This window comes from Streptomyces sp. NPDC001717, from assembly GCF_042892775.1.
In the GTDB taxonomy this organism is placed as follows: domain Bacteria; phylum Actinomycetota; class Actinomycetes; order Streptomycetales; family Streptomycetaceae; genus Streptomyces.
This window is the reverse complement of sequence record NZ_JBIAUK010000006.1, coordinates 301748-321322: the sequence shown is the minus strand read 5'-3', so window position 1 is coordinate 321322 and position 19575 is coordinate 301748. Positions and strand designations below refer to the sequence as shown.

Genomic DNA, 19575 nt, shown 5'->3' with positions numbered 1-19575 from the left:
CCGGATTCAGCGGCCCGCGGTGAACTCCTCGTACGCGTCGCAGACTTCGTCCGCGGGGCCGTCCATGCGCATGACGCCCGCCTCCAGCCAGATCGCGCGGTCGCAGGTTTCGCGGACCGTGCCGATGCCGTGGCTGACCAGGAAGACCGTGCCGGCGTGTTCGCGCAGCTCCTCGATGCGGGCCTGGCTGCGCCGCTGGAAGGCGGCGTCGCCGGTGGCCAGGGCCTCGTCGATCATCAGGACGTCGTGGTCCTTGGCGGCGGCGATGGAGAACCGGAGGCGGGCGCCCATGCCCGAGGAGTACGTGCGCATGGGCAGCGAGATGAAGTCGCCCTTCTCGTTGATCCCCGAGAAGTCGACGATGCCCTGGTAGCGCTCCTTGATCTGATCGCGGGTCATGCCCATGGCGAGGCCGCCGAGGACGACGTTGCGTTCGCCCGTCAGGTCGTTCATCAGGGCGGCGTTCACGCCGAGCAGGGACGGCTGGCCGTGCGAGTAGATCCGGCCCCGCGCGACCGGCTGGAGGCCCGCGATGGCGGCCAGCAGGGTGGACTTCCCCGAGCCGTTCGTGCCGATGAGACCGATGGCCTCGCCCTTGTACGCGGTGAAGGTGACGCCCTTGACGGCGTGCACCTCGCGGATGCCGGGGGCGGGTTTGCGGGAGAACAGCCGGCTCAGGGCCGCGGTGGCGCCGCCCTTGCGGCCGCCGCCGTTGACCTTGTAGACGACGTGGACCCCGTCCGCGATGACGGTGGGCACGCGGGTGTCGGTGGGGGTGGGGGTGGTGGTGAGTTCAGCCACGGCCGTACTCCTCCTCGGCCTTCCAGAAGTAGATGAACCCGCCGACTCCGGCGAGCAGGGCCCAGCCGATGGCGATCAGCCATGCGTGGTGGGGGAGCGAGTGCGCCTGGAAGCTGTCGATCAGCGAGAAGCGCATCAGGTCGATGTAGACGGCCGCCGGGTTGAGCTTGAGCAGCATCGACACCCAGTGCGGCAGCTGGCCCGACTGGAGCATCGTGTCGATGGACCACATGACGCCCGAGGAGTACATCCACGTCCGCAGCACGAAGGGCATCAGCTGGCTGACGTCCGGGCTCTTGCTGCCGATCCGCGCCATGATCATGGCGACGCCGGCGGCGAAGACGGCCATGAGGAGGAGGGTGGGGACCGCCAGCAGCCAGGCCCAGCCCGGCGTCTGGCCCAGGACGAGCAGCAGGATCACCAGCGCGCCCATGGTGACGAGCAGCTGCTGGAAGAGCTGGACGACGGTGGAGATCGGCAGGCTCGCCCGGGGGAAGTGCAGGGCGCGGACCAGGCCGAGGTTGCTGTGGACGGAGCGGGTTCCGGCGTTGATGGAACTGCCGATGAAGTCCCAGACGAAGACGCCGGTGATCAGGAACGGCACGTAGTCGGGCACGCCGTGGCTGGCGCGCATGACGATGCCGAAGATGAAGTAGTAGACCGCCGCGTTGAGGAGCGGGGTCACCAGGTGCCAGACCTGGCCGAGCTTCTCGGTGCTGTACTGCGCCTGCATGCGGGCGGTCGCCAACGCCGTCACGAAGTGGCGGCGGCCCCAGAGTTCCGCGATGTAGCGGGGGAGGGTGGGGCGGGCGCCGCTGAGGGTCAGGCCGTGGGCGGCCGCGAGCTCCGCGAGCTGGGCGGAGGTGGGGCGGGAGGCCTTCGGGGATTCGGGGTGCGCGGGTGCCGTCGAGGTGGTCACGAGGGTCGCTTTCGCCGGGGTCGGGGCGTCCGCGGCGATGGGACGGGTCCGTATCGTCGCTACGGCGAGAGTAGGACGCGTTACGTCGGAACGCAACCGTTTCGTCGTTACGTGACACGGTTATGCTCTGTGCATGACCACGGACCCTGCCGCTTCCGCCGCCGCTTCCGCCGCCGCGTCCTCCTCGTCCGCCCGCAGGGCCCCCGCCGGGGCAGCCGTCCTGCGGGAGGACGTGACCGAGGCGATCCGCGCCGCGGTGGTGGAGGAACTGGCCTCCGTCGGCTTCGCCCGGATGTCGATCGAGGGGATCGCGCGGCGCGCGGGCGTCGGCAAGACCGCGGTGTACCGGCGGTGGAAGTCGAAGCTGCACCTGGTGCTGGACCTGGTGGGCGCCTTCGCGGTGGACGGGCTGCCGGTGCCGGCGACGGGGTCGCTGTACGGGGACGTACGGGCCCTGCTGGAGGTCATGTCGCACGTGCTGCGGCACCCGGTGGCGTCGGCGGTCATCCCCGACCTGCTGGTCGAGGCGGCGCGGAACCCGGAGATCGCGGACGCGGTGCGGGGTGCGTTGCTGGACGGGCAGAAGCGCATGGCGGAGGGGATCGTCTCCGCCGCCGTCGCGCGGGGTGAGCTCACCGAAGGGACGTGCCCGGACCGGGCGCTCGACCTGGCGATCGGGCCGCTCTACTGGCGGCAGGTCGTGGTTCGGGACTCCGTCCCCGCGAGTTACCTGGACGAGCTGGCGCGGTCGGTGGTGGCAGGGCTCCGAGCCGCCTGACCCTTGCGGGTCGCCTGAGCGGGCGGGTCCCTCACATGACGCTGCGGGCGGCCTGAGCGGGCGGGATCGGTGGGCGCGGGGGTTGCCGCTGCGCGGAGCCGGTCCCCTACCCGCCCTTCCACCGTTCCCCGGGGCTCCGCCCCGGACCCCGCTCCTCGAACGCCGGAGGGGCTGGAGTTGTCCTCGGCCGGGCCGGAACCCCTGGGTGCCGCGCAGTGGCAGCTCGGCCCATCGGCGAGTAGCGGATCACGGCCAGAGCGACGGGCTCAGCGAGGGCAGTGGGGGTTCGCGGAGCGGGCCCCCGGTCGCCGCCGGGCAGGGGCGCCGGTCCTCCGGCGGGACGACCGCCGGGACCGGGTCCGGCTCGCCGAGGAAGACGCGGCGGACCACCCGCTCCGCCGCGTGCCCGTCGTCGTACGAACAGAACCGCGCGCGGAACGCCGCACGCAGCTGCGCCGAGCGCGAGCCCTGCCAGTGACCCGTGCCGAAGATGTCCACCAGCTCGTCCTCGGTCCGGGCGATCGCGCCCGGTGGGCAGGCCCGCAGGTCGAAGTAGGTGCCGCGGGCCGCCTCGTACGCCTCCCAGTCGTCCGCGTGGATCACGATCGGCCGGTCCAGCGCCGCGTAGTCGAACATCAGGGACGAGTAGTCGGTGACGAGCGCGTCCGAGGCCAGGCAGAGTTCCTCCACCGAGGGGTGGGAGGAGACGTCGATGAGGCGCGGGTGCGGCTCCGCCGTCGCCGGGGCGTCCGCGTACGTGAGGTGGGTGCGGGTCAGCAGCACGAAGCGCGGCCCCAGATCGCGCAGGACCCGTTCGAAGTCGAGGTGGTCGGGGCGGCTGCGCCGGTAGTCGCGGTGCGTGGGGGCGTACAGGATCGCCGTCGATCCGGCCGGGATGCCGAGGCGTTCGCGCAGCTCCAGGACCTCGGAGCGGGTGGCCCGGTGGAAGGGGTCGTTGCGCGGGTAGCCGTATTCGAGGGTGGTGTAGGAGGCGGGGACCGCCTTCTCCCACACCAGGGTGGAGTGCCGGTTCGCCGACAGCAGGTAGTCCCACTGGTCGGCGCCCCGCAGCAGGCCCGCGAAGTCCGGGGTGGGGGTGGCGGCCGGTCGGTCCTGGAGGTCGAGGCCGACCCGCTTGAGCGGGGTGCCGTGCTGGGTCTGGAGGAGGACCTGGCCCGGGCGTTTGACCAGGGCGCGCTCGAAGTTGACGTTCGTGGTGAGGTACGTGGCCCTGGCCAGGGCCGTCCAGTACGCCGCCGAGCCCGGCCGCAGCGCCGTCGTCTCGCGGGGCAGGGTCGCCTCGTGCCCGGGGTCGCAGATCCACGCCGTCCGCATCCCCGGCGCCAGCTCCCGCAGCTTCGCCTCGATCGCCGCCGGGTTGCAGGCGTAGCCGCCGTGCCAGTACGCGGAGAAGACCGCCAGCTCGGGGCGGAGCGGGAGCAGGCGCTGGGTGCGGTAGTGCAGGCGCAGGGCGCTCTCCCGCAGCCCCCGCCCGAGGGCGGCGGCGCCGCGGCCGCTCGCCAGGGCGGCCGAGCGCAACACCGACAGCAGCCGGTACGTGCGCCGCGCGCCCAGCCGCATCAGGGCGTGGCGCAGCCGGTCGGCGCGGGACAGGGAGAGGGGCAGCGCTCCGGCGCGGACCGGGGCCCGGTAGCGGCGCAGGAGGGTCGAGGCCCGCTGGAAGAACTCGGCCCGGCAGGCGCGCGGGAGGCGGCGCGGGTCGGCGTACAGGGTGCAGAAGTGCTCGGCCATCCGCCGGTGCACGGCGGGGCGCCAGCGCTCCAGCTCGGGGCGGCCGGCGAGGTGGCCGAAGACCCGGTCGTACTGGTCGAAGACGTCGAGGTGGCGGCGGCCGGCCGTGGTCGGGATCGAGCCGGCGCGGCGTCGGCGGTGGTGCACGCAGACCCGGTCCAGGACGGCGACGGACTCGGCGGCCGGCAGCGCCCGATAGGTCCAGGGGGTGTCCTCGTAGAAGCCGGGCGGGAACTCCAGGCCCTCGCGTTCCACGTACTCGCGCCGGTAGGCCTTGTCCCACGCCGCCGTCGGCATGCCGAGGAGGGCCGGGCGGTCGGCGAGGCGGAAGCTTGCCGGGCCCTCCTCGGAGAGGCGGTGCGGGAGGCCGCCCCGGACCGGCTCGCCCGTCCAGGAGGTGTGCGCGTGGTCGTACACCAGGACGTCGGGGGAGCCGGTGGCCTTCAGCCGGTCGGTGACGGCCTGCAGGGCGCCGGGGGTGAGGACGTCGTCGCCGTCGAGGAAGACCAGGTAGTCACCGCCGGCCCGGGCCAGGCCCGCGTTGCGGGCGGGGCCCGGGCCGAGGTTGTGCGGCAGGTGCACGGCGGTCACGCGCGGGTCCCGGGCCGCGTACTCGTCGATGATCGAACCGCAGGCGTCCGGGGAGGCGTCGTCGACCGCGATCAGCTCCAGATCCGGGTACGACTGCGTCAGGACCGAGTCCAGACTCTCCTGGAGGTAGGCCTGGACCTTGTACGCGGGCACGATGACGCTGAACCGGGGCACGGCACATCCAGGGGTCGGCACGGGCATATTGCCCAGGAACCCCCGGCGTGACGATCGGGTTACGCAGAGTGCGCCATTCGGGTCACGGAGCGTCAACACCCCACGTCAGGTAGGCCGGTGGGGCTATTTGACCGCGCCCGCCATCACCCCCGTGACGAACTGCCGCTGGAAGGCGAAGAAGACGACGAGCGGCACCACCATCGACAGGAAGGCGCCGGGCGCCAACACGTCGATGTTGTTCCCGAACTGCCGTACCTGCTGCTGGAGCGCGACCGTCACGGGCGGGTTCGCCGAGTCCGCGAAGACCAGCGCGACCAGCATGTCGTTCCACACCCACAGGAACTGGAAGATGCCGAGCGAGGCGATCGCCGGGCCGCCCAGCGGCAGTACCACCCGGGCGAACAGCCGCAGTTCGCCCGCTCCGTCGAGGCGGGCCGCCTCCAGCAGCTCGCGCGGGATCTCCGCGAAGAAGTTGCGCAGCAGGAAGATCGCGAAGGGCAGTCCGAAGGCGGTGTGGAAGAGGACGACGCCCGCGGTGGTCTCGAACAGGCCGATGGAGCCGAAGAGTTCGGAGACCGGGATCAGCGCCACCTGCACGGGGACGACCAGCAGCCCGACGACGAGGAGGAACAGCCAGTCCCGGCCGGGGAACTCCAGCCAGGCGAAGGCGTATCCGGCGAACGCGCCCAGGGTCACCACCAGGAGGGTGGCGGGGACGGCGATCGCGAACGTGCTGAGCAGGGAGTGGGTGATGGTCTCGTTGGCGAGCAGCCGCTCGTAGTTGCCGGTGGTCAGCCGGGCGGGCGCCGTCAGCACCTGCCACCAGCCGCCCCCGTTCAGGTCGGTGGGGGACAGGAACGAGGAAACCAGCAGTCCGAGGGTGGGCAGCAGCCAGAACAGTGCGGCCAGGACGAGGAAGACCCGCACGGCCCCGCTCGCCGCCCGTGCCGCGAGGCCCCCCGCGGCGAGCCCGGCCCGTGGGGGTTTCACGTCCCCGGGTGCCACCGCCGTCGCACCGGAACGGGTCATCGGGATCCCTCCTTGCGGAGCCGGCGGATGTTCACGAGCATCACGGGCACCACCAGCACCAGCAGTAGGACGGCGATGGCACTGCCCAGGCCCGGGTCGGCGTCCGTGCCGAAGGAGGTGCGGTACAGCTGGAGCGCCAGGACGTTCGCGTCGTCCTGCACCGCTCCCGGCGCGATCACGAAGACCAGGTCGAAGACCTTCATGACGTTGATGACGAGCGTGACGAGCACGACCACCAGTACGGGCGCCAGCACCGGCACGGTGATCCGGCGGAACACCTGCCACTCGTTCGCCCCGTCCACCCGCGCGGCCTCCATCAACTCCCGGGGCACGGCTGCCAGCCCGGCCCCGATCAGCACCATCGCGAAACCGGCCCACATCCACACGTACGCCCCGATGACCGCCGGGGTGACGAGCGCGGGGCCCAGCCACTCCACCCCCGCGTACGCCTCCCGGAAGTTGGAGGCGGGCAGGCGCAGCACGGCGCCGTCGGCCGCCGCGGGCAGGGTGAAGGTGCCGTCGGCGCGGGTCGTCGCCGAGGCCACGACCCTGCCGTCCTTGACCGCCTCGATCCGCATGCCGGAGAACGCGGACTCGCTCGGGTCGACCGCGTTCGTCCGCCCGCCGCCGCCCCGGGTGAAGTCCTGCCAGGCCGTCCCGGTGACCTTGCCCGGCTCGGCGGCCGCGGCCTTCGCCGTACGGGTGCCCTCGGGCAGGGACTCCGGGGCGACGCCGACCAGCGGGAGCACGGCCGGGGTGCCCGCCCTGACCGGATCGCGGGTCACGAAGGCGCCCCCGTCGGCCGGGACCAGCGGGGAGTCCCGGCCCGGACGGGCCTTCGGGAACGCCGAGGACTCCGCGAAGGTGTCGTGCACCCCGACCCAGACCGCGTTGGCGATGCCCCGGTCCGGGTCGTGGTCGTAGACCAGCCGGAAGATGATGCCCGCCGCCAGCATCGAGATCGCCATCGGCATGAAGACCAACAGCTTGAACGCCGTTCCCCAGCGCACCCGTTCGGTCAGCACCGCGAAGATCAGGCCGAGGGCGGTGGCCGTCGTCGGCGCCAGGACCACCCACACCGCCGTGTTCTTCAGGGCGGTGCGGATCGTGCCGTCCCGGAGGATCTCGCGGTAGTTGCCGGTGCCCACGAAGGTGTCGCCGGAGCGGTCGAAGAGGCTGCGGTAGACCGAGTAGCCGATCGGGTGCACGACGAGCGCGCCCAGCAGGACGAGCGCCGGGAGGAGGAACGCCGCCGCGATCAGGCGGCGGCGCCGGGCCTCCCGGGAGGTGGCCGCCACCGGGATCAGTTCCCGTAGGCCTTGGCCGCGTCCGCCTCCAGTTTCGCCTGCGTGCCCGCCACGTCCGACGGGTTCGCGAGGAAGTCCTGGAGGGCCTTCCACTCGCCCGCGCCCGGGGTCCCGCCGAAGGCGGACGGGGCCTGGTCCGACATGTCGAAGCGGAAGTCGTCGCCCGCCGCGATCAGGGCCTTGGCGATGTCGCGCTGGATGTCGTTGGGGTAGGCGCCCGGGTTCACCGCCCGGTTCGGGGAGACGAACCCGCCCTCGCGGGCCTGGATCTCCGCCGCGTCCGCCGACGCCAGGAAGGTCAGCAGCGCCTGCGCGCCCTTCGAGGGCTTCAGCGCGACCGCCACGTCACCGCCCGAGACCACCGGAGGCTTCGCGCCGACCGCCGGGAAGGGGAAGGCGAGGGCGTCCTTGCCCACCTTCGCCTCCGTCTGCGCGATGTTCACCGCCACGAAGTCGCCCTCATAGACCATCGCGGCCGCCGGCCGGTCCCCGCCGGTGAAGGTCTGCGTCACCGACTTCGGGAACTCCGTGGCGAGGGCCCCGCTCGGCCCGCCCGCCAGGAAGTCCTTGCGCCCGAAGAGCTCGGCGAGCGTGGTCAGCGCCTGTTTGACGCTGTCGTCCGTCCACTTGATCTGATGCTTCGCCAGCTGGTCGTACTTCTCCGGCCCCGCCTGCGAGAGGTAGACGTTCTCGAACCAGTCGGTCAGCGTCCAGCCGTCCGCGCCGGCCACGGAAACCGCCGGGGTACCGGAGGCGGAGAGGGTGTCCGCCGCCGTCAGCAGCTCCTTCCACGTCTTCGGCGGTTGCACGCCGGCCGCCTCGAAGGCCTTCGCGTTGTACCAGACCAGCGACTTGTTGGCGGCCTTGTAGTAGACGCCGTACTGGGTGCCGTCGACCGCGCCGAGCTTCTTCCAGCCCGGCGAGTAGTTCGCGTCGAGCTGGGCCTGGGCCTCCGGGCCCACCGGCTGCGCCCACTTGTTCTGCACGGCCGAGACCAGCGCCCCGACCTGGGGGAGCAGCGCCACGTCCGGCGGGGCGCCGCCCGCGATCTTCGTGCCGAGGAAGGTGACGATCGGGTCCTGAGCCGGGACGAAGGTGACCGTCGCACCCGTCCGCTTCTCGAACTCCTTCAGGACCTTCGTGAAGTTCGCCTGCTCCGGGCCCGTCCAGACGGCGGCGACCTCCAGCTTCTCGCCGGGCAGCTTCGGTAACTGCACCCGAGGCGAGGCCGTCCCGCCCTGGGGTGCCTCCGACGCGCCGTCCTTCGTCGTGGACCCGCCGCCGCCGTCGCCGCACGCGCCGAGCACGAGCGCGCCCGCCGCGGCCAGCGCCGCCCAGGTGAGTGTCGTACGGCCCGTTCCGTGCTCGCGCATGGTTCTGCCCCCGATGCCCGCTGTGTGTCCTGGAGTGTGTCCTGGACCACAAGGTCTACGCCGACTCGCGCACCCCGCGCAATACCGCCTCGCGGGGGACGCGGCCGCGTCTACGGGGACGGCGGGAACAGCACGGGCACCGCCGAGACCAGGTGCGAGGCCCGGTCCAGGGCGCTGGCCAGCAGCGCGAGGTCGGTCGGCCCGTTGCCCAGTTCACGCACCGGGCGGCGGGCCGGAGGGTCACCCATCCGCTCCCATTCCACCGGGACCACAGTGGGCCGCAAGGTCGCCGTCCGGGGGATCCGGCCGGTCACCCTGCCCGCCTGGAAGGGCACCGTCCGCCCGTCGGAGTGCCGCAGCAGGCCGCGGCCGGGCCCCGGCTGGTCGGGGGCGTCCAACTCCACCCGAAGGGTGGTCAGCCGGGCGAGAAGGGTGTCGGCCGTCCGGTCCGGGCGGGCGCTCGTGGCCACCAGGTGCACGCCCAGCCGGGCGCCCTCGCGGGCCACCGCCTCCAGCGCCCGCACCACCGAACCGGCGGCGGGCCGGCCCGTGGCGCCGAGCCCCGGCGCGACCAGCGCGTCGAAGTCGTCCACCAGCACCACCAGCCGGGGCAGCGGACTGGGCCCCGCCGGATCGGTACGGGTCGCCGAGGAGCGCAGCCGCAGCGTGCCCGTGCGCTGGGGGTCGAGGTCACCGCGCAGCTCGCCCGCACTGGGCCTGCGGGGGGACACCATCCGGTCGGCGAGCTCCCGGCCGCCGTACTCCCGGCCGATCTGCTCCCGGGCCGCGTGCCACTCCGCGAACGGCACCCCGTCCAGCAACTCGGCGCGACGCTTGAGCTCCGCGCCCAGCGCCTGCGCGAACTCCCTCATGCGCAGCGGATCGGAGGCCACCAGATGGGCGGAGACGTGCGGGAGTTCCGTGCACGGCAGCAGGCCGTCCCCGCGTTCGCCGCCGGCGCCGTCGAGCAGGACCAGCCCGAGCCGGTCGGGCCGGGCCGCCGCCGACAGGGAGGCCGCGACCGAACGCAGCAGCTCCGTACGGCCGCTGCCGGCGGGCCCCTCGATGAGCAGGTGCGGCCCGTCGTTGACCAGCTCGGCGCCGACGGGACCGCGCCGGCCTCCGCCCAGCACGATCTCGGCGAGGCCGCCCACGCCCTGCCCCTGGTCGGTGGCGGCGGCCCAACGGGCCATCAGGGAGGCCGGGGTGGCCCGGGCCAGCCCCAGCTCGTCCAGCAGCCGCGCGGTGGCGGGCAGCGCGGCGGCGGCCGGACGGTAGGTCTCCGCGGAGCCCTCGGTGGTGCGCAGGGGCGCCAACGCCCGCGCGAACCGCTCGGCCCAGGCGGCGGAGACGGCGTCGGCGGTGGCGGTGGCCCCGGCGGGCACCGGGCGACCGCCACCGGTGGTGAAGGTCCGTACGGCCGTGGCCACGTCCCCGCTGAGCAGGGCGACCGCGCCGCAGTCCCGGAAGGCCGGGGAGCTCGCGCAGGCGGCCTCGTACGTCTCGGCGACCGGGGAGGCGGGGGTCGAGGCCGGGGCCTCGGCGAGCGCGAGGACGTGGATCCCGGCGGCCGGACCGTGCGAGGCGATCCGCCCGGTGAGGTCCCGGAGCGGGCCCGCGCCGGGATCGCCGTCGAGGACGAGCAGGGTGTACGGGCCCTCGTACACGGCGGCGGCCCGCCGGACCTGGTCCGCGTCGGCGGCGGCCCAGTGCGGGCCGAGGGGGCCGTCGTCGAGGCGCCGGGTCAGCTCGCCCGTGCGGGCGGTCGCCTGATCGCGGTCGTACGCGAGGAGCAGCCGGCAGTCCTGGCCGTGCGCGGGCCGCACGTGGGGCAGCCAGCCGAGCCAGCCCCAGTCGCGGCGGCGGTCGACGAGCCCGCGGGCACGGTCGGTGGACAGCAGTACGATCTCCAGCTGCCCGGGCGCGTGCAACGCGGCGACCTGGGCGATCACCCAGCGGGCGACCCCGGTCAGCCGGGCCCGAGGCCCGGCCACGCCGAGCCCCCCGACGGCGGGCAGCGACACCCGGCACCCGGCGCCGAGCCCGACCTCCAGCAGCCGGGGGTGTCCGGCCGCACGCGACCACAGGCGCTCGGTGGGCGCCAGCGCCGCCAGCAGCAGCGCGGCGGGGTCGTCGGCGTCGGGCACGACGGCCGCCGCGGCCGGCTCCCGCGGCTCCTCGGCGACGTCCTCCCCGCGCACCCACTTGCGCGCCCAGGCGCCTATCCCCTTGCGACGGGCCTTTCCGGGGGGCGTCCCGGGGCCGTTGGCCCCTGCGGTCTCCGGCTCCCCGCCGGACCCGGCCGCGCCCTGCGGCGCCCCGCCGTGCCGGCTCCCGCCGTGGGGTGCGAAGGCCGGGTCCGCGACCCGCCCGGCGCCGCCGGTGGCTTCCGTGCCGTCCGGCGTGCCGCCGGGGGCGGGCCAGCCGGCCGCGCCCCGCGCCGTGGCGCCGTGGGTCCCGGGGCCGTGCCCCGAGTCCCGCCCGGCGCCGCCGGTGGCGTCGCCGTCGGGCCCGCCGCCGTGTCCGGGGCGTCCGGCCGCGCCGGGACCGGCGGGGCCGTTGGCGCCGGGGGCGTCCGGGGAGCCGCCCTCGGGGGTGCCGGTCGGGCCCTCGCGGCCCGGGGCGCCGGTCGTGAGGGAGAGGTGGCCCTCCAGGTCCGGGGTGACCGGGCGGAGGGCGGCCGTGGTCGGAGGGGCCAGGCGGAGGGTGGACTCGCCGACCCGGAGCAGGGCTCCCGGGGTCAGGGCGACCGGCTGCGGGCCCACCGGGGCGCCGTCCAGCGTGGTGCCGTTCGTGGAATCCAGGTCGGCCACGGCCACCCGCCCGTCCCGCAGCACCGTCACCGCGCAGTGCAGCCGCGAGACGTCCGGGTCGTCCAGCGGGACGTCGGCGTCGGCGGAGCGGCCGACCCGGATCTGCCCGCTGTGCAGCAGGTGGACCCCGCCCGCGTCGGGTCCGGCGACCACGTGCAGCTCGGGGGCGCCGAGGCTCTCGTCCGGCAGGACGTCCGGCACCGGCACGTTCAGGGAGAGCACCGCCCCGTCGACGAGCGGCGGCTCTCCCAGGACCCGCCGCTGGAGGTCGAGCCGCTCCGCACCGGCGTAGAGCACGACCGTGCCCCCGGTGTCGGGTCCGCCCACGGTCGCCGCCAGCCCGGAGGCCACCGCGGCGAGCACGGTGCCGACGGGCGCGGTGACGAGCACGTCACAGCCGGCGGGGGCGCTCGCGGTCTGGTGGCCGCTGCGCGACCCGAGGACGGTCAGCCGGATCTGCATCGCCGTCAGCGGTCCCTTCTGCGCGGTGGGCGCGGTGTGTGCGCCCGGCAGGGGATGGACCGGACGGGCATGGCTGCCCGCTCGTCGCCCCCCGCCCGGCACGGACGCGTCGTCCGGTCAGGTCTGCCGGAAGGCGGGGCTCCCGTCCCGTGCCTTCCGTACGTGTGCATCCTCGCACCTGTTACGGACAACACGCCCGACACCCGCCGATAAATGATCTTGATCGATCAGGGGGCGGGCCCGACCAGGCCGAATACAGAGCAGAAACGCCAGGGGCATACGCCCCGAACCTCACCCTTCGTACATACGTGCGGCAACCAACCTCACGTGACCCGCGTCTTCCACGGGGACACCCCCTAGAGTGGGCCGGAAAAACCGATCGGGACGTCGAAGCGGCACAGCGGATCGACACAGCCGATCGACACAGCAAGCAGGGGAGCGCGAGACGTGCGGCCAGTCGGCAGCAAGTACCTGCTCGAGGAGCCGCTCGGGCGCGGCGCCACGGGCACTGTCTGGCGTGCCCGCCAGAGGGAGGCCGCGGGCGCCGAGGCGGCCGTGGCCGGACAGCCCGGCGAGACCGTGGCCATCAAGGTCCTCAAGGAGGAGCTGGCCCAGGACGCGGACATCGTCATGCGCTTCCTGCGGGAGCGCTCGGTCCTGCTGCGCCTGACCCACCCCAACATCGTCCGCACCCGCGACCTCGTCGTCGAGGGTGATCTGCTCGCCCTCGTCATGGACCTGATCGACGGCCCGGACCTGCACAAGTACCTCCGCGAGAACGGGCCCTTCAGCCCGGTCGCCGCGAGCCTGCTGACCGCCCAGATCGCGGACGCGCTCGCCGCCAGCCACGCGGACGGCGTCGTCCACCGCGACCTGAAGCCCGCGAACGTGCTGCTCGACGAGCGCGGCGGCCAGATGAAGCCGATGCTCACCGACTTCGGCATCGCCCGCCTCGCGGACTCCCCGGGCCTGACCCGCACCCACGAGTTCGTCGGCACCCCGGCCTACGTCGCACCCGAGTCCGCCGAGGGCCGCCCGCAGACCTCCGCCGTCGACATCTACGGCGCCGGCATCCTGCTCTACGAGCTGCTCACCGGCCGCCCGCCGTTCGCCGGCGGCACCGCCCTCGAAGTGCTGCACCGCCACCTCAGCGAGGAGCCCCAGCGCCCCTCGACCGTGCCCGAACCGCTGTGGACGGTCGTCGAGCGCTGCCTGCGCAAGGAGCCGAACGAGCGCCCCAGCGCCGTGAGCCTGGCCCGCGCCCTGCGCGTGGTCGCCTCCGGCATCGGCGTGCACTCCTCGGCCGCCGACGTCGAGGCCGCGCTCGGGGTCGGCGCGCTGCTCGCCCCCGACCCCTCCCCGGCGCCGGTTCCCGAGACCCCCGGCGCCGCCGACGCCACCCAGGTGCTCCCGGCCGGCGCGGCCGCCGCCGCGCCCCTGGGGGCGTACGACCCGAACGCGATGACCAGCGTCATGCCGCCGGTCGGCGGCGCCGACGCGACCACGGTGCTGCCCACCGGGTCGGCTGGGCAGGGCGGTGGCCCGGGCGCCGACCCGACCTCGGTCATGCCGCCCGTGCAGCGGCCGGACCAGCCGCACCCGTGGCAGTCGCAGCTCCAGGCCGCGCGCGACCGCAACGAGCAGACGCAGATGCACTACCTCGACCCGAGCGAGGACCCGCTGCGCCGCCGTCCGCAGCGCCAGGCGCCCCCGCCGCCGCAGCACCGGCCCCAGCAGCCCCCGCAGCAGCAGCCGTACCGGCAGGCCCCGCCGCAGCAGCAGCCTCCCCAGTACCGCCAGCCGCAGCCGCAGCACCAGCAGTACGCGCCCCCGCCGCCGCAGCACTACCAGCCGCAGCACCAGCCCCAGCAGCGTCAGCCGCAGCCGTACCAGCAGCCTCAGGCGCCGCAGCAGCCCCAGTACCGCCAGCCGCAGCAGCAGCCCCCGCAGGCTCCGCCGCAGCAGGCCCCGCGGGAGCCCCGCGAGCCGCGCCGCCGCAGCGCCAACCCGGTGCGGATCCCCGGCCTCGGCTGCCTCAAGGGCTGCCTGGTGCTGATCCTGCTGTTCTTCGTCGCGGGCTGGCTGATCTGGGAGTTCACCCCGCTCCAGGAGTGGGTCGGCACCGGCAGGGGCTGGTTCGACCAGCTGTGGACCTGGGGCTCCGACGCCGTCGACTGGGTCAGCACGATCGGGGACGCGGCCGGGTCGGCGGGGTCCAACAAGCCCTGAACCGGACCTTGTAGCGCCGAGTTCGTGGATTTGTCGACTTCTGGGGCGAGTTTTCGCCCTCAGAAGTGAAGGTCACCGCGAATCGGGGCCCCTGCCGGCCTCCAACCCCCACCCGGCCGCGTAGCTTTGGTGCGTACGCCAGCCGCTGAGGGAGCAGTCGTGGCACGGAAGATCGGCAGCCGGTACACCGCGCACCAGATCCTGGGGCGCGGCAGCGCGGGCACGGTGTGGCTGGGCGAGGGGCCTGACGGGCCCGTCGCCGTCAAACTGCTGCGCGAGGACCTCGCGTCCGACCAGGAACTGGTCGGACGGTTCGTCCAGGAGCGCAGCGCGCTGCTCGGCCTGGAACATCCGCACGTGGTCTCCGTCCGGGACCTCGTCGTCGACGGCAACGACCTCGCGCTCGTCATGGACCTCGTACGCGGTACGGACCTGCGCACGCGCCTCGACCGCGAGCGGCGGCTCGCCCCCGAGGCGGCTGTCGCGATCGTCGCGGACGTGGCCGACGCGCTGGCCGCCGCGCACGCGGCCGGGGTCGTCCACCGGGACGTCAAGCCCGAGAACGTCCTGCTCGACATGCAGGGCCCGCTCGGCCCGGGCGGCGCGCATCCGGCGCTGCTCACCGACTTCGGCGTGGCCAAGCTGATCGACTCGCCGAAGCGGGCCGCCGGGGTCCGCGCGTCCGCACCCACCACCCGGATCATCGGCACCCCGGACTATCTGGCCCCGGAGATCGTCGAGGGACTGCCCCCGCGGGCGGCGGTCGACATCTACGCCCTGGCCACGGTCCTGTACGAGCTGCTGGCCGGTTTCACGCCGTTCGGCGGGGGCCACCCGGGGGCGGTGCTGCGGCGGCACGTCACGGAGACCGTCGTCCCGCTGCCCGGGATCCCCGACGAGCTGTGGCAGCTGATGGTGCAGTGCCTGGCGAAGGCCCCCGCGTCCAGGCTCCGCGCCTCGGAACTGTCGGTCCGCCTGCGGGACCTGCTGCCGCTGCTGTCCGGGATGCCGCCGCTGGACGTGGACGAGCCGGACGACGCGGAGCCGGAACCGGACCCCGCGGAGGAGCCGGCCGCCGCGGATCCGGTGCGGCGGCGCGGCGTGGTCCCGCTGGTGCCCGGCTCGGCCACGGACTCCAACCGGGACACCCACACCTCGATGCGGGTGCCGGGGCCGGACGAGTTGGCGGGCGGCGCGCTGGGCACGGCCCGCGTGCCGCGGCCGGCGGGCGGCCACCGGCCCGGCTCCGCCCGACACCGTGCGGAGGCCGCCCGCAAGCGGCGGCTGATCCTGTCGACCTCCGCGGTCGTGCTGGCGGCGGTGCTCGGGCTGGGCACGTGGTTCGCCGTCTCGGGCGACGACGCGCCGCCGGCCCGCCAGGACAAGCACTCCAGCCCCCGCACCCCGTAACCCTGCGGCCCGCCTCCCGGGGCTCCGCCCCAGACCCCGCGCCTCAAACGCCGGCGGGGCTGGTTTTGCCTCCGGCGGCGCCTCAAACGCCGGCGGGGCTGGATTTGCCCAGCGGGGCCGGGTTTGCCTCCGGCGATTGAGGAGCGGGGGTTCGGGGCGGAGCCCCGGGGGTTTCCAGCCGCACGGCCCCCGACCCGCCGCGCACGGGCCCGGGCGGAGCCGGTGGCGGGGGTGTGGGGGCCGCCCCGCTAAGCCGGGACGACCAGCTGGGGGTGCCAGCGCCGCGCCACGGCCGGGTGGGCTCGGATCCACCCCTTCAGCTCGTTGCGGCCGTACTCGGCGTGCAACGGGTTCGACGCGTCGTGCACGACGCCCGGCGCGGTCCGCAGGTACGCACCCGGCACCGTGTCGATCACCGCGTCCAGCCGCGGGTTGTAGAAGAACGGCACCGAGTACCGCTCCACCGCCCCCGGCGGGCTCACCACCCGGTGGTCCGTCGCCGTCAGGTAGCCCTCCGTGGCGATCTCCAGCAACTCGCCCAGGTTGACCACGAAGGCCCCCGGCAGCGGCGGGACGTCGAGGTAACCCCCGTCCCGGACCACCTGGAGGCCGCCCACCGAGTCCTGGAGGAGCAGCGTGAGGAAGCCGTAGTCCTTGTGCGCGCCGACCCCCTGGTCCGCCCCCGACGGCGCCGACCCCGGGTAGCGGATCAGCTTGGTGTGCAGGTGGGGGCGGTCCGCGAAGGCCGCGTCGAAGAAGTCCGCCGGGGCGCCGATCGAGACGAGGAGCTCCTTGAGCAGCCGGTGGGCCACCGCCGCGAGGCGCGACTGCCAGTCCAGGACGACCGTACGGAGCTCCGGGAGCGCGGCCGGCCACTGGTTCGGGCCCTCCAGCCACAGGTACGCCGGGTCGCCCGGCCCCAGCACCGGCGCCGGCCGCTCCGCGCCGACGTCCAGCTGGTCCCGCCAGTCGGAGGCCCCGCCCGTCAGCTCGTGCCCGATCCGGGTGTAGCCGCGGAAGTGCGGCGAGTTCAGATTGCTCACGGCGAGCCGGTCGGCCTCCGGGAGGGCGAAGAAGGCCCTGGTCAGCTCCAGGATCCGGGCGCTGTCCGCGGCGGTGACGCCGTGCCCGGTCAGGTGCAGGAACCCGGTGTCCCTGGCCGCCGCGTGCAGCTGCTTCAGGAAGTCGGCCCGCCGGGCGGGATCGTCGGCCTGGGAGAGGTCCAGGACGGGGAGGGAGGGCGTCGAGGAAGTCGAGGAGGTCGGGGTGTGCGCGGACGGCATGACGGCTCCGTTTCGGGATGTCACGGGGTCCTGTTCCCCATCGGGTGGCGGGGGCCGCGGGTGGGGTGGGCCGCCGGCAGGGATGGCGCCGGGACCGCTGGGCCGCGTACAGGACCAAGTCGGATCGGGGCGGATCAGGCTTGGGACAGGTCCGGCGGCAGACAGGTCGTCGTCGTGACACGCATGTGGTCCACATGGCGGCGCTTGACGAGGAGAACGGTCATACGCTGAGCGTACGCCCGTGCGACCCGCCGTCGGTACGGGTGAATCGGCCTGCCCGGACGGCCCCGCCCGAGGACCGGCTACGCTGGACCCGTGGCAGTCGTCGATGTTTCCGAAGAGCTGAAGTCCCTCTCCTCGACCATGGGGTCGATCGAGGCCGTCCTGGACCTCGACAAGCTGAGGGCAGATATCGCCGTGCTCGAGGAGCAGGCCGCCGCGCCGTCCCTGTGGGACGACCCGGAGGCCGCCCAGAAGATCACGAGCAAGCTTTCGCACCTCCAGGCGGAGGTCCGCAAGACCGAGACCCTGCGCGGGCGCATCGACGACCTCGCGGTGCTGTTCGAGCTCGCCCAGGAGATGGACGACGCGGACACCCTCGCCGAGGCCGAGACGGAGCTGGTCTCCGTGCGCAAGGCGCTGGACGAGATGGAGGTCCGGACCCTGCTCTCCGGCGAGTACGCCGAGCGCGAGGCCCTGGTCAACATCCGCGCCGAGGCCGGCGGCGTGGACGCCTCCGACTTCGCGGAGCGCCTCCAGCGCATGTACCTGCGCTGGGCCGAGCGTCACGGGTACTCCACCGAGATCTACGAGACCTCGTACGCGGAAGAGGCCGGCATCAAGTCGACCACCTTCGTGGTCAAGGCCCCCTACGCGTACGGAACGCTCTCCGTCGAGCAGGGCACCCACCGCCTCGTGCGCATCTCGCCCTTCGACAACCAGGGTCGCCGCCAGACCTCCTTCGCGGGCGTCGAGGTGCTCCCGGTCGTCGAGACCAGCGACCACGTCGAGATCGACGAGTCCGAGCTGCGCGTGGACGTCTACCGCGCCTCCGGCCCCGGCGGCCAGGGCGTCAACACGACCGACTCGGCGGTGCGCATCACGCACATCCCGACCGGCATCGTGGTCTCCTGCCAGAACGAGCGCTCGCAGATCCAGAACAAGGCCAGCGCCATGAACGTCCTCCAGGCCAAGCTGCTCGAGCGGCGCCGCCAGGAGGAGCAGGCCAAGATGGACGCCCTCAAGGACGGCGGCAGCTCCTGGGGCAACCAGATGCGCTCCTACGTCCTGCACCCGTACCAGATGGTCAAGGACCTGCGGACGGAGTTCGAGGTCGGCAACCCGCAGGCCGTGCTCGACGGCGAGATCGACGGCTTCCTGGAGGCCGGAATCCGCTGGCGCAAGCAGCAGGAGCAGACCGCGTAAGGCGGCGTGGCCCGCCAACGGCGTGAAACAGACGGAAGGGCCCGGACACCACTGGTGTCCGGGCCCTTCCGTCGTTCACGGCATGTGAGCGCCACGCCTAAGCGGTCTGCTGGGCCACCAGCACGAGCGCCGCCACGAGGATCACCATGAGCACGATGAGCATCGCCGGATTCAGGCCGGAGAAGGGGCCTTCCTGCTGCTGGAGGCGCTCCCTGTTCGCCCGGCACACCGGGCACCGGCCCTGGCTGACGGGTGCGGCGCAGTTCGCGCACACGAGCCGGTCATATGTCATGCGCTCCTCCTCTCGTCCTCTCGGTCCTCTTACGCGTGTACAACGGCACGGAGAACCGGTCCGTTCCCCCTACCACTGTGCCGGCTCCGAAGACATTCGGCGCGGCCCGTCCGGGCAATCGCGGTCACAGACCCTCCGGACCCGGGGACATATGGGGCAACTCCGGTTGCCGGGTCCACACCTCGCGCCCGTTCGCGTATGGTCACGCACACCTACTCCCGGCGACCGTGGTGCACCCGTGATCCGATTCGACAGTGTCTCCAAGTCCTACCCGAAGCAGAGCCGTCCCGCACTCAGAGAAGTCTCCCTCGACATCGCGAAGGGCGAGTTCGTCTTCCTCGTCGGCTCCTCCGGCTCCGGCAAGTCCACGTTCCTGCGCCTGATCCTGCGCGAGGAGCGGGCGAGCCACGGCCAGGTGCACGTCCTGGGCAAGGACCTCGCCAAGCTCTCCAACTGGAAGGTCCCGCAGATGCGGCGCCAGCTGGGGACCGTCTTCCAGGACTTCCGCCTCCTCCCCAACAAGACGGTGGCCGAGAACGTCGCCTTCGCGCAGGAGGTCATCGGCAAGCCGAGGGGCGAGATCCGCAAGGCCGTCCCACAGGTCCTGGAGCTCGTGGGCCTCGGCGGCAAGGAGGACCGCATGCCCGGCGAGCTCTCCGGTGGTGAGCAGCAGCGCGTGGCCATCGCCCGCGCCTTCGTCAACCGGCCGGCCCTCCTCATCGCGGACGAGCCCACCGGCAACCTCGACCCCCAGACCTCGGTCGGGATCATGAAGCTGCTGGACCGGATCAACCGGACCGGCACGACCGTGATCATGGCCACGCACGACCAGCAGATCGTGGACCAGATGCGCAAGCGCGTCATCGAACTCGAACAGGGCCGACTCGTACGCGACCAGTCGCGCGGCGTCTACGGCTACCAGCACTGAAAGGCCCTT

At 73.6% G+C, this 19575-nt stretch carries 14 protein-coding genes; 5 read left to right on the top strand and 9 right to left on the bottom strand.

Going from position 1 to position 19575, the window contains the following annotated elements; genetic code table 11:
• Positions 1-6: 6 nt before the first annotated feature.
• Both ACFYZL_RS14480 and ACFYZL_RS14475 read right to left on the bottom strand, forming a co-directional pair.
• Entirely contained in the window at positions 7-801 is a 795-nt protein-coding gene (locus ACFYZL_RS14480; RefSeq protein WP_384757038.1) for an ABC transporter ATP-binding protein, read from the bottom strand.
• Positions 794-1720, bottom strand: a complete 927-nt coding sequence (locus tag ACFYZL_RS14475; RefSeq protein ID WP_384757040.1) for an ABC transporter permease — start codon at positions 1718-1720, stop codon at positions 794-796. The genes ACFYZL_RS14480 and ACFYZL_RS14475 overlap by 8 nt, the downstream gene beginning before the upstream one ends.
• 133 nt (positions 1721-1853) lie before the next feature.
• Here ACFYZL_RS14475 and ACFYZL_RS14470 point away from each other — a divergent pair, with 133 nt between their 5' ends.
• Entirely contained in the window at positions 1854-2498 is a 645-nt protein-coding gene (locus tag ACFYZL_RS14470; RefSeq protein WP_384757042.1) for a TetR/AcrR family transcriptional regulator, read from the top strand.
• Positions 2499-2744: 246 nt separating this feature from the next.
• Here the strand turns inward: ACFYZL_RS14470 and ACFYZL_RS14465 are convergent, their stop codons facing one another.
• The 5 genes from ACFYZL_RS14465 to ACFYZL_RS14445 all read right to left on the bottom strand — a co-directional run bounded on the left by ACFYZL_RS14465 (position 2745) and on the right by ACFYZL_RS14445 (position 11999).
• The gene (locus ACFYZL_RS14465) at positions 2745-5015 is read right to left on the bottom strand and encodes a CDP-glycerol glycerophosphotransferase family protein (protein ID WP_384757044.1); all 2271 of its coding nucleotides are present in this window, start codon (positions 5013-5015) and stop codon (positions 2745-2747) included.
• Between the two features lie 123 nt (positions 5016-5138).
• Positions 5139-6044 carry a carbohydrate ABC transporter permease gene (locus tag ACFYZL_RS14460; protein ID WP_388679029.1) on the bottom strand — a complete coding sequence of 302 codons (906 nt, stop codon included), beginning with the start codon at positions 6042-6044 and terminating at the stop codon, positions 5139-5141.
• Positions 6041-7351, bottom strand: a complete 1311-nt coding sequence (locus ACFYZL_RS14455; RefSeq protein WP_388679081.1) for a carbohydrate ABC transporter permease — start codon at positions 7349-7351, stop codon at positions 6041-6043. Before ACFYZL_RS14455 ends, ACFYZL_RS14460 begins: the two co-directional genes overlap by 4 nt.
• Positions 7348-8724, bottom strand: a complete 1377-nt coding sequence (locus ACFYZL_RS14450; protein ID WP_388679026.1) for an ABC transporter substrate-binding protein — start codon at positions 8722-8724, stop codon at positions 7348-7350. The genes ACFYZL_RS14455 and ACFYZL_RS14450 overlap by 4 nt, the downstream gene beginning before the upstream one ends.
• Before the next feature lie 110 nt (positions 8725-8834).
• A complete protein-coding gene (locus ACFYZL_RS14445; RefSeq protein ID WP_388679023.1) occupies positions 8835-11999 on the bottom strand; it encodes an FHA domain-containing protein in 3165 nt (1054 codons plus the stop codon).
• A gap of 447 nt (positions 12000-12446) precedes the next feature.
• Here ACFYZL_RS14445 and ACFYZL_RS14440 point away from each other — a divergent pair, with 447 nt between their 5' ends.
• Together ACFYZL_RS14440 and ACFYZL_RS14435 are read left to right on the top strand one after the other, a co-directional pair.
• A complete protein-coding gene (locus ACFYZL_RS14440; protein ID WP_384758928.1) occupies positions 12447-14228 on the top strand; it encodes a serine/threonine-protein kinase in 1782 nt (593 codons plus the stop codon).
• A 159-nt stretch (positions 14229-14387) separates the two neighbouring features.
• The gene (locus tag ACFYZL_RS14435) at positions 14388-15638 is read left to right on the top strand and encodes a serine/threonine-protein kinase (RefSeq protein ID WP_388679020.1); all 1251 of its coding nucleotides are present in this window, start codon (positions 14388-14390) and stop codon (positions 15636-15638) included.
• A gap of 248 nt (positions 15639-15886) precedes the next feature.
• On the opposite strand, the gene ACFYZL_RS14430 is transcribed toward ACFYZL_RS14435, so the two are convergent.
• On the bottom strand, positions 15887-16921 hold the full coding sequence (locus tag ACFYZL_RS14430) for an isopenicillin N synthase family dioxygenase (RefSeq protein ID WP_388679078.1): 1035 nt from the start codon (positions 16919-16921) through the stop codon (positions 15887-15889).
• Positions 16922-17236: 315 nt separating this feature from the next.
• Here ACFYZL_RS14430 and prfB point away from each other — a divergent pair, with 315 nt between their 5' ends.
• Positions 17237-18346 carry a peptide chain release factor 2 gene (gene prfB, locus ACFYZL_RS14425; RefSeq protein ID WP_384755313.1) on the top strand — a complete coding sequence of 370 codons (1110 nt, stop codon included), beginning with the start codon at positions 17237-17239 and terminating at the stop codon, positions 18344-18346.
• 97 nt (positions 18347-18443) lie between these two features.
• On the opposite strand, the gene ACFYZL_RS14420 is transcribed toward prfB, so the two are convergent.
• Positions 18444-18638 carry a hypothetical protein gene (locus ACFYZL_RS14420; RefSeq protein WP_384583702.1) on the bottom strand — a complete coding sequence of 65 codons (195 nt, stop codon included), beginning with the start codon at positions 18636-18638 and terminating at the stop codon, positions 18444-18446.
• 238 nt (positions 18639-18876) lie between these two features.
• Here ACFYZL_RS14420 and ftsE point away from each other — a divergent pair, with 238 nt between their 5' ends.
• On the top strand, positions 18877-19566 hold the full coding sequence (ftsE, locus tag ACFYZL_RS14415; protein ID WP_030771648.1) for a cell division ATP-binding protein FtsE: 690 nt from the start codon (positions 18877-18879) through the stop codon (positions 19564-19566).
• Positions 19567-19575: the final 9 nt, after the last annotated feature.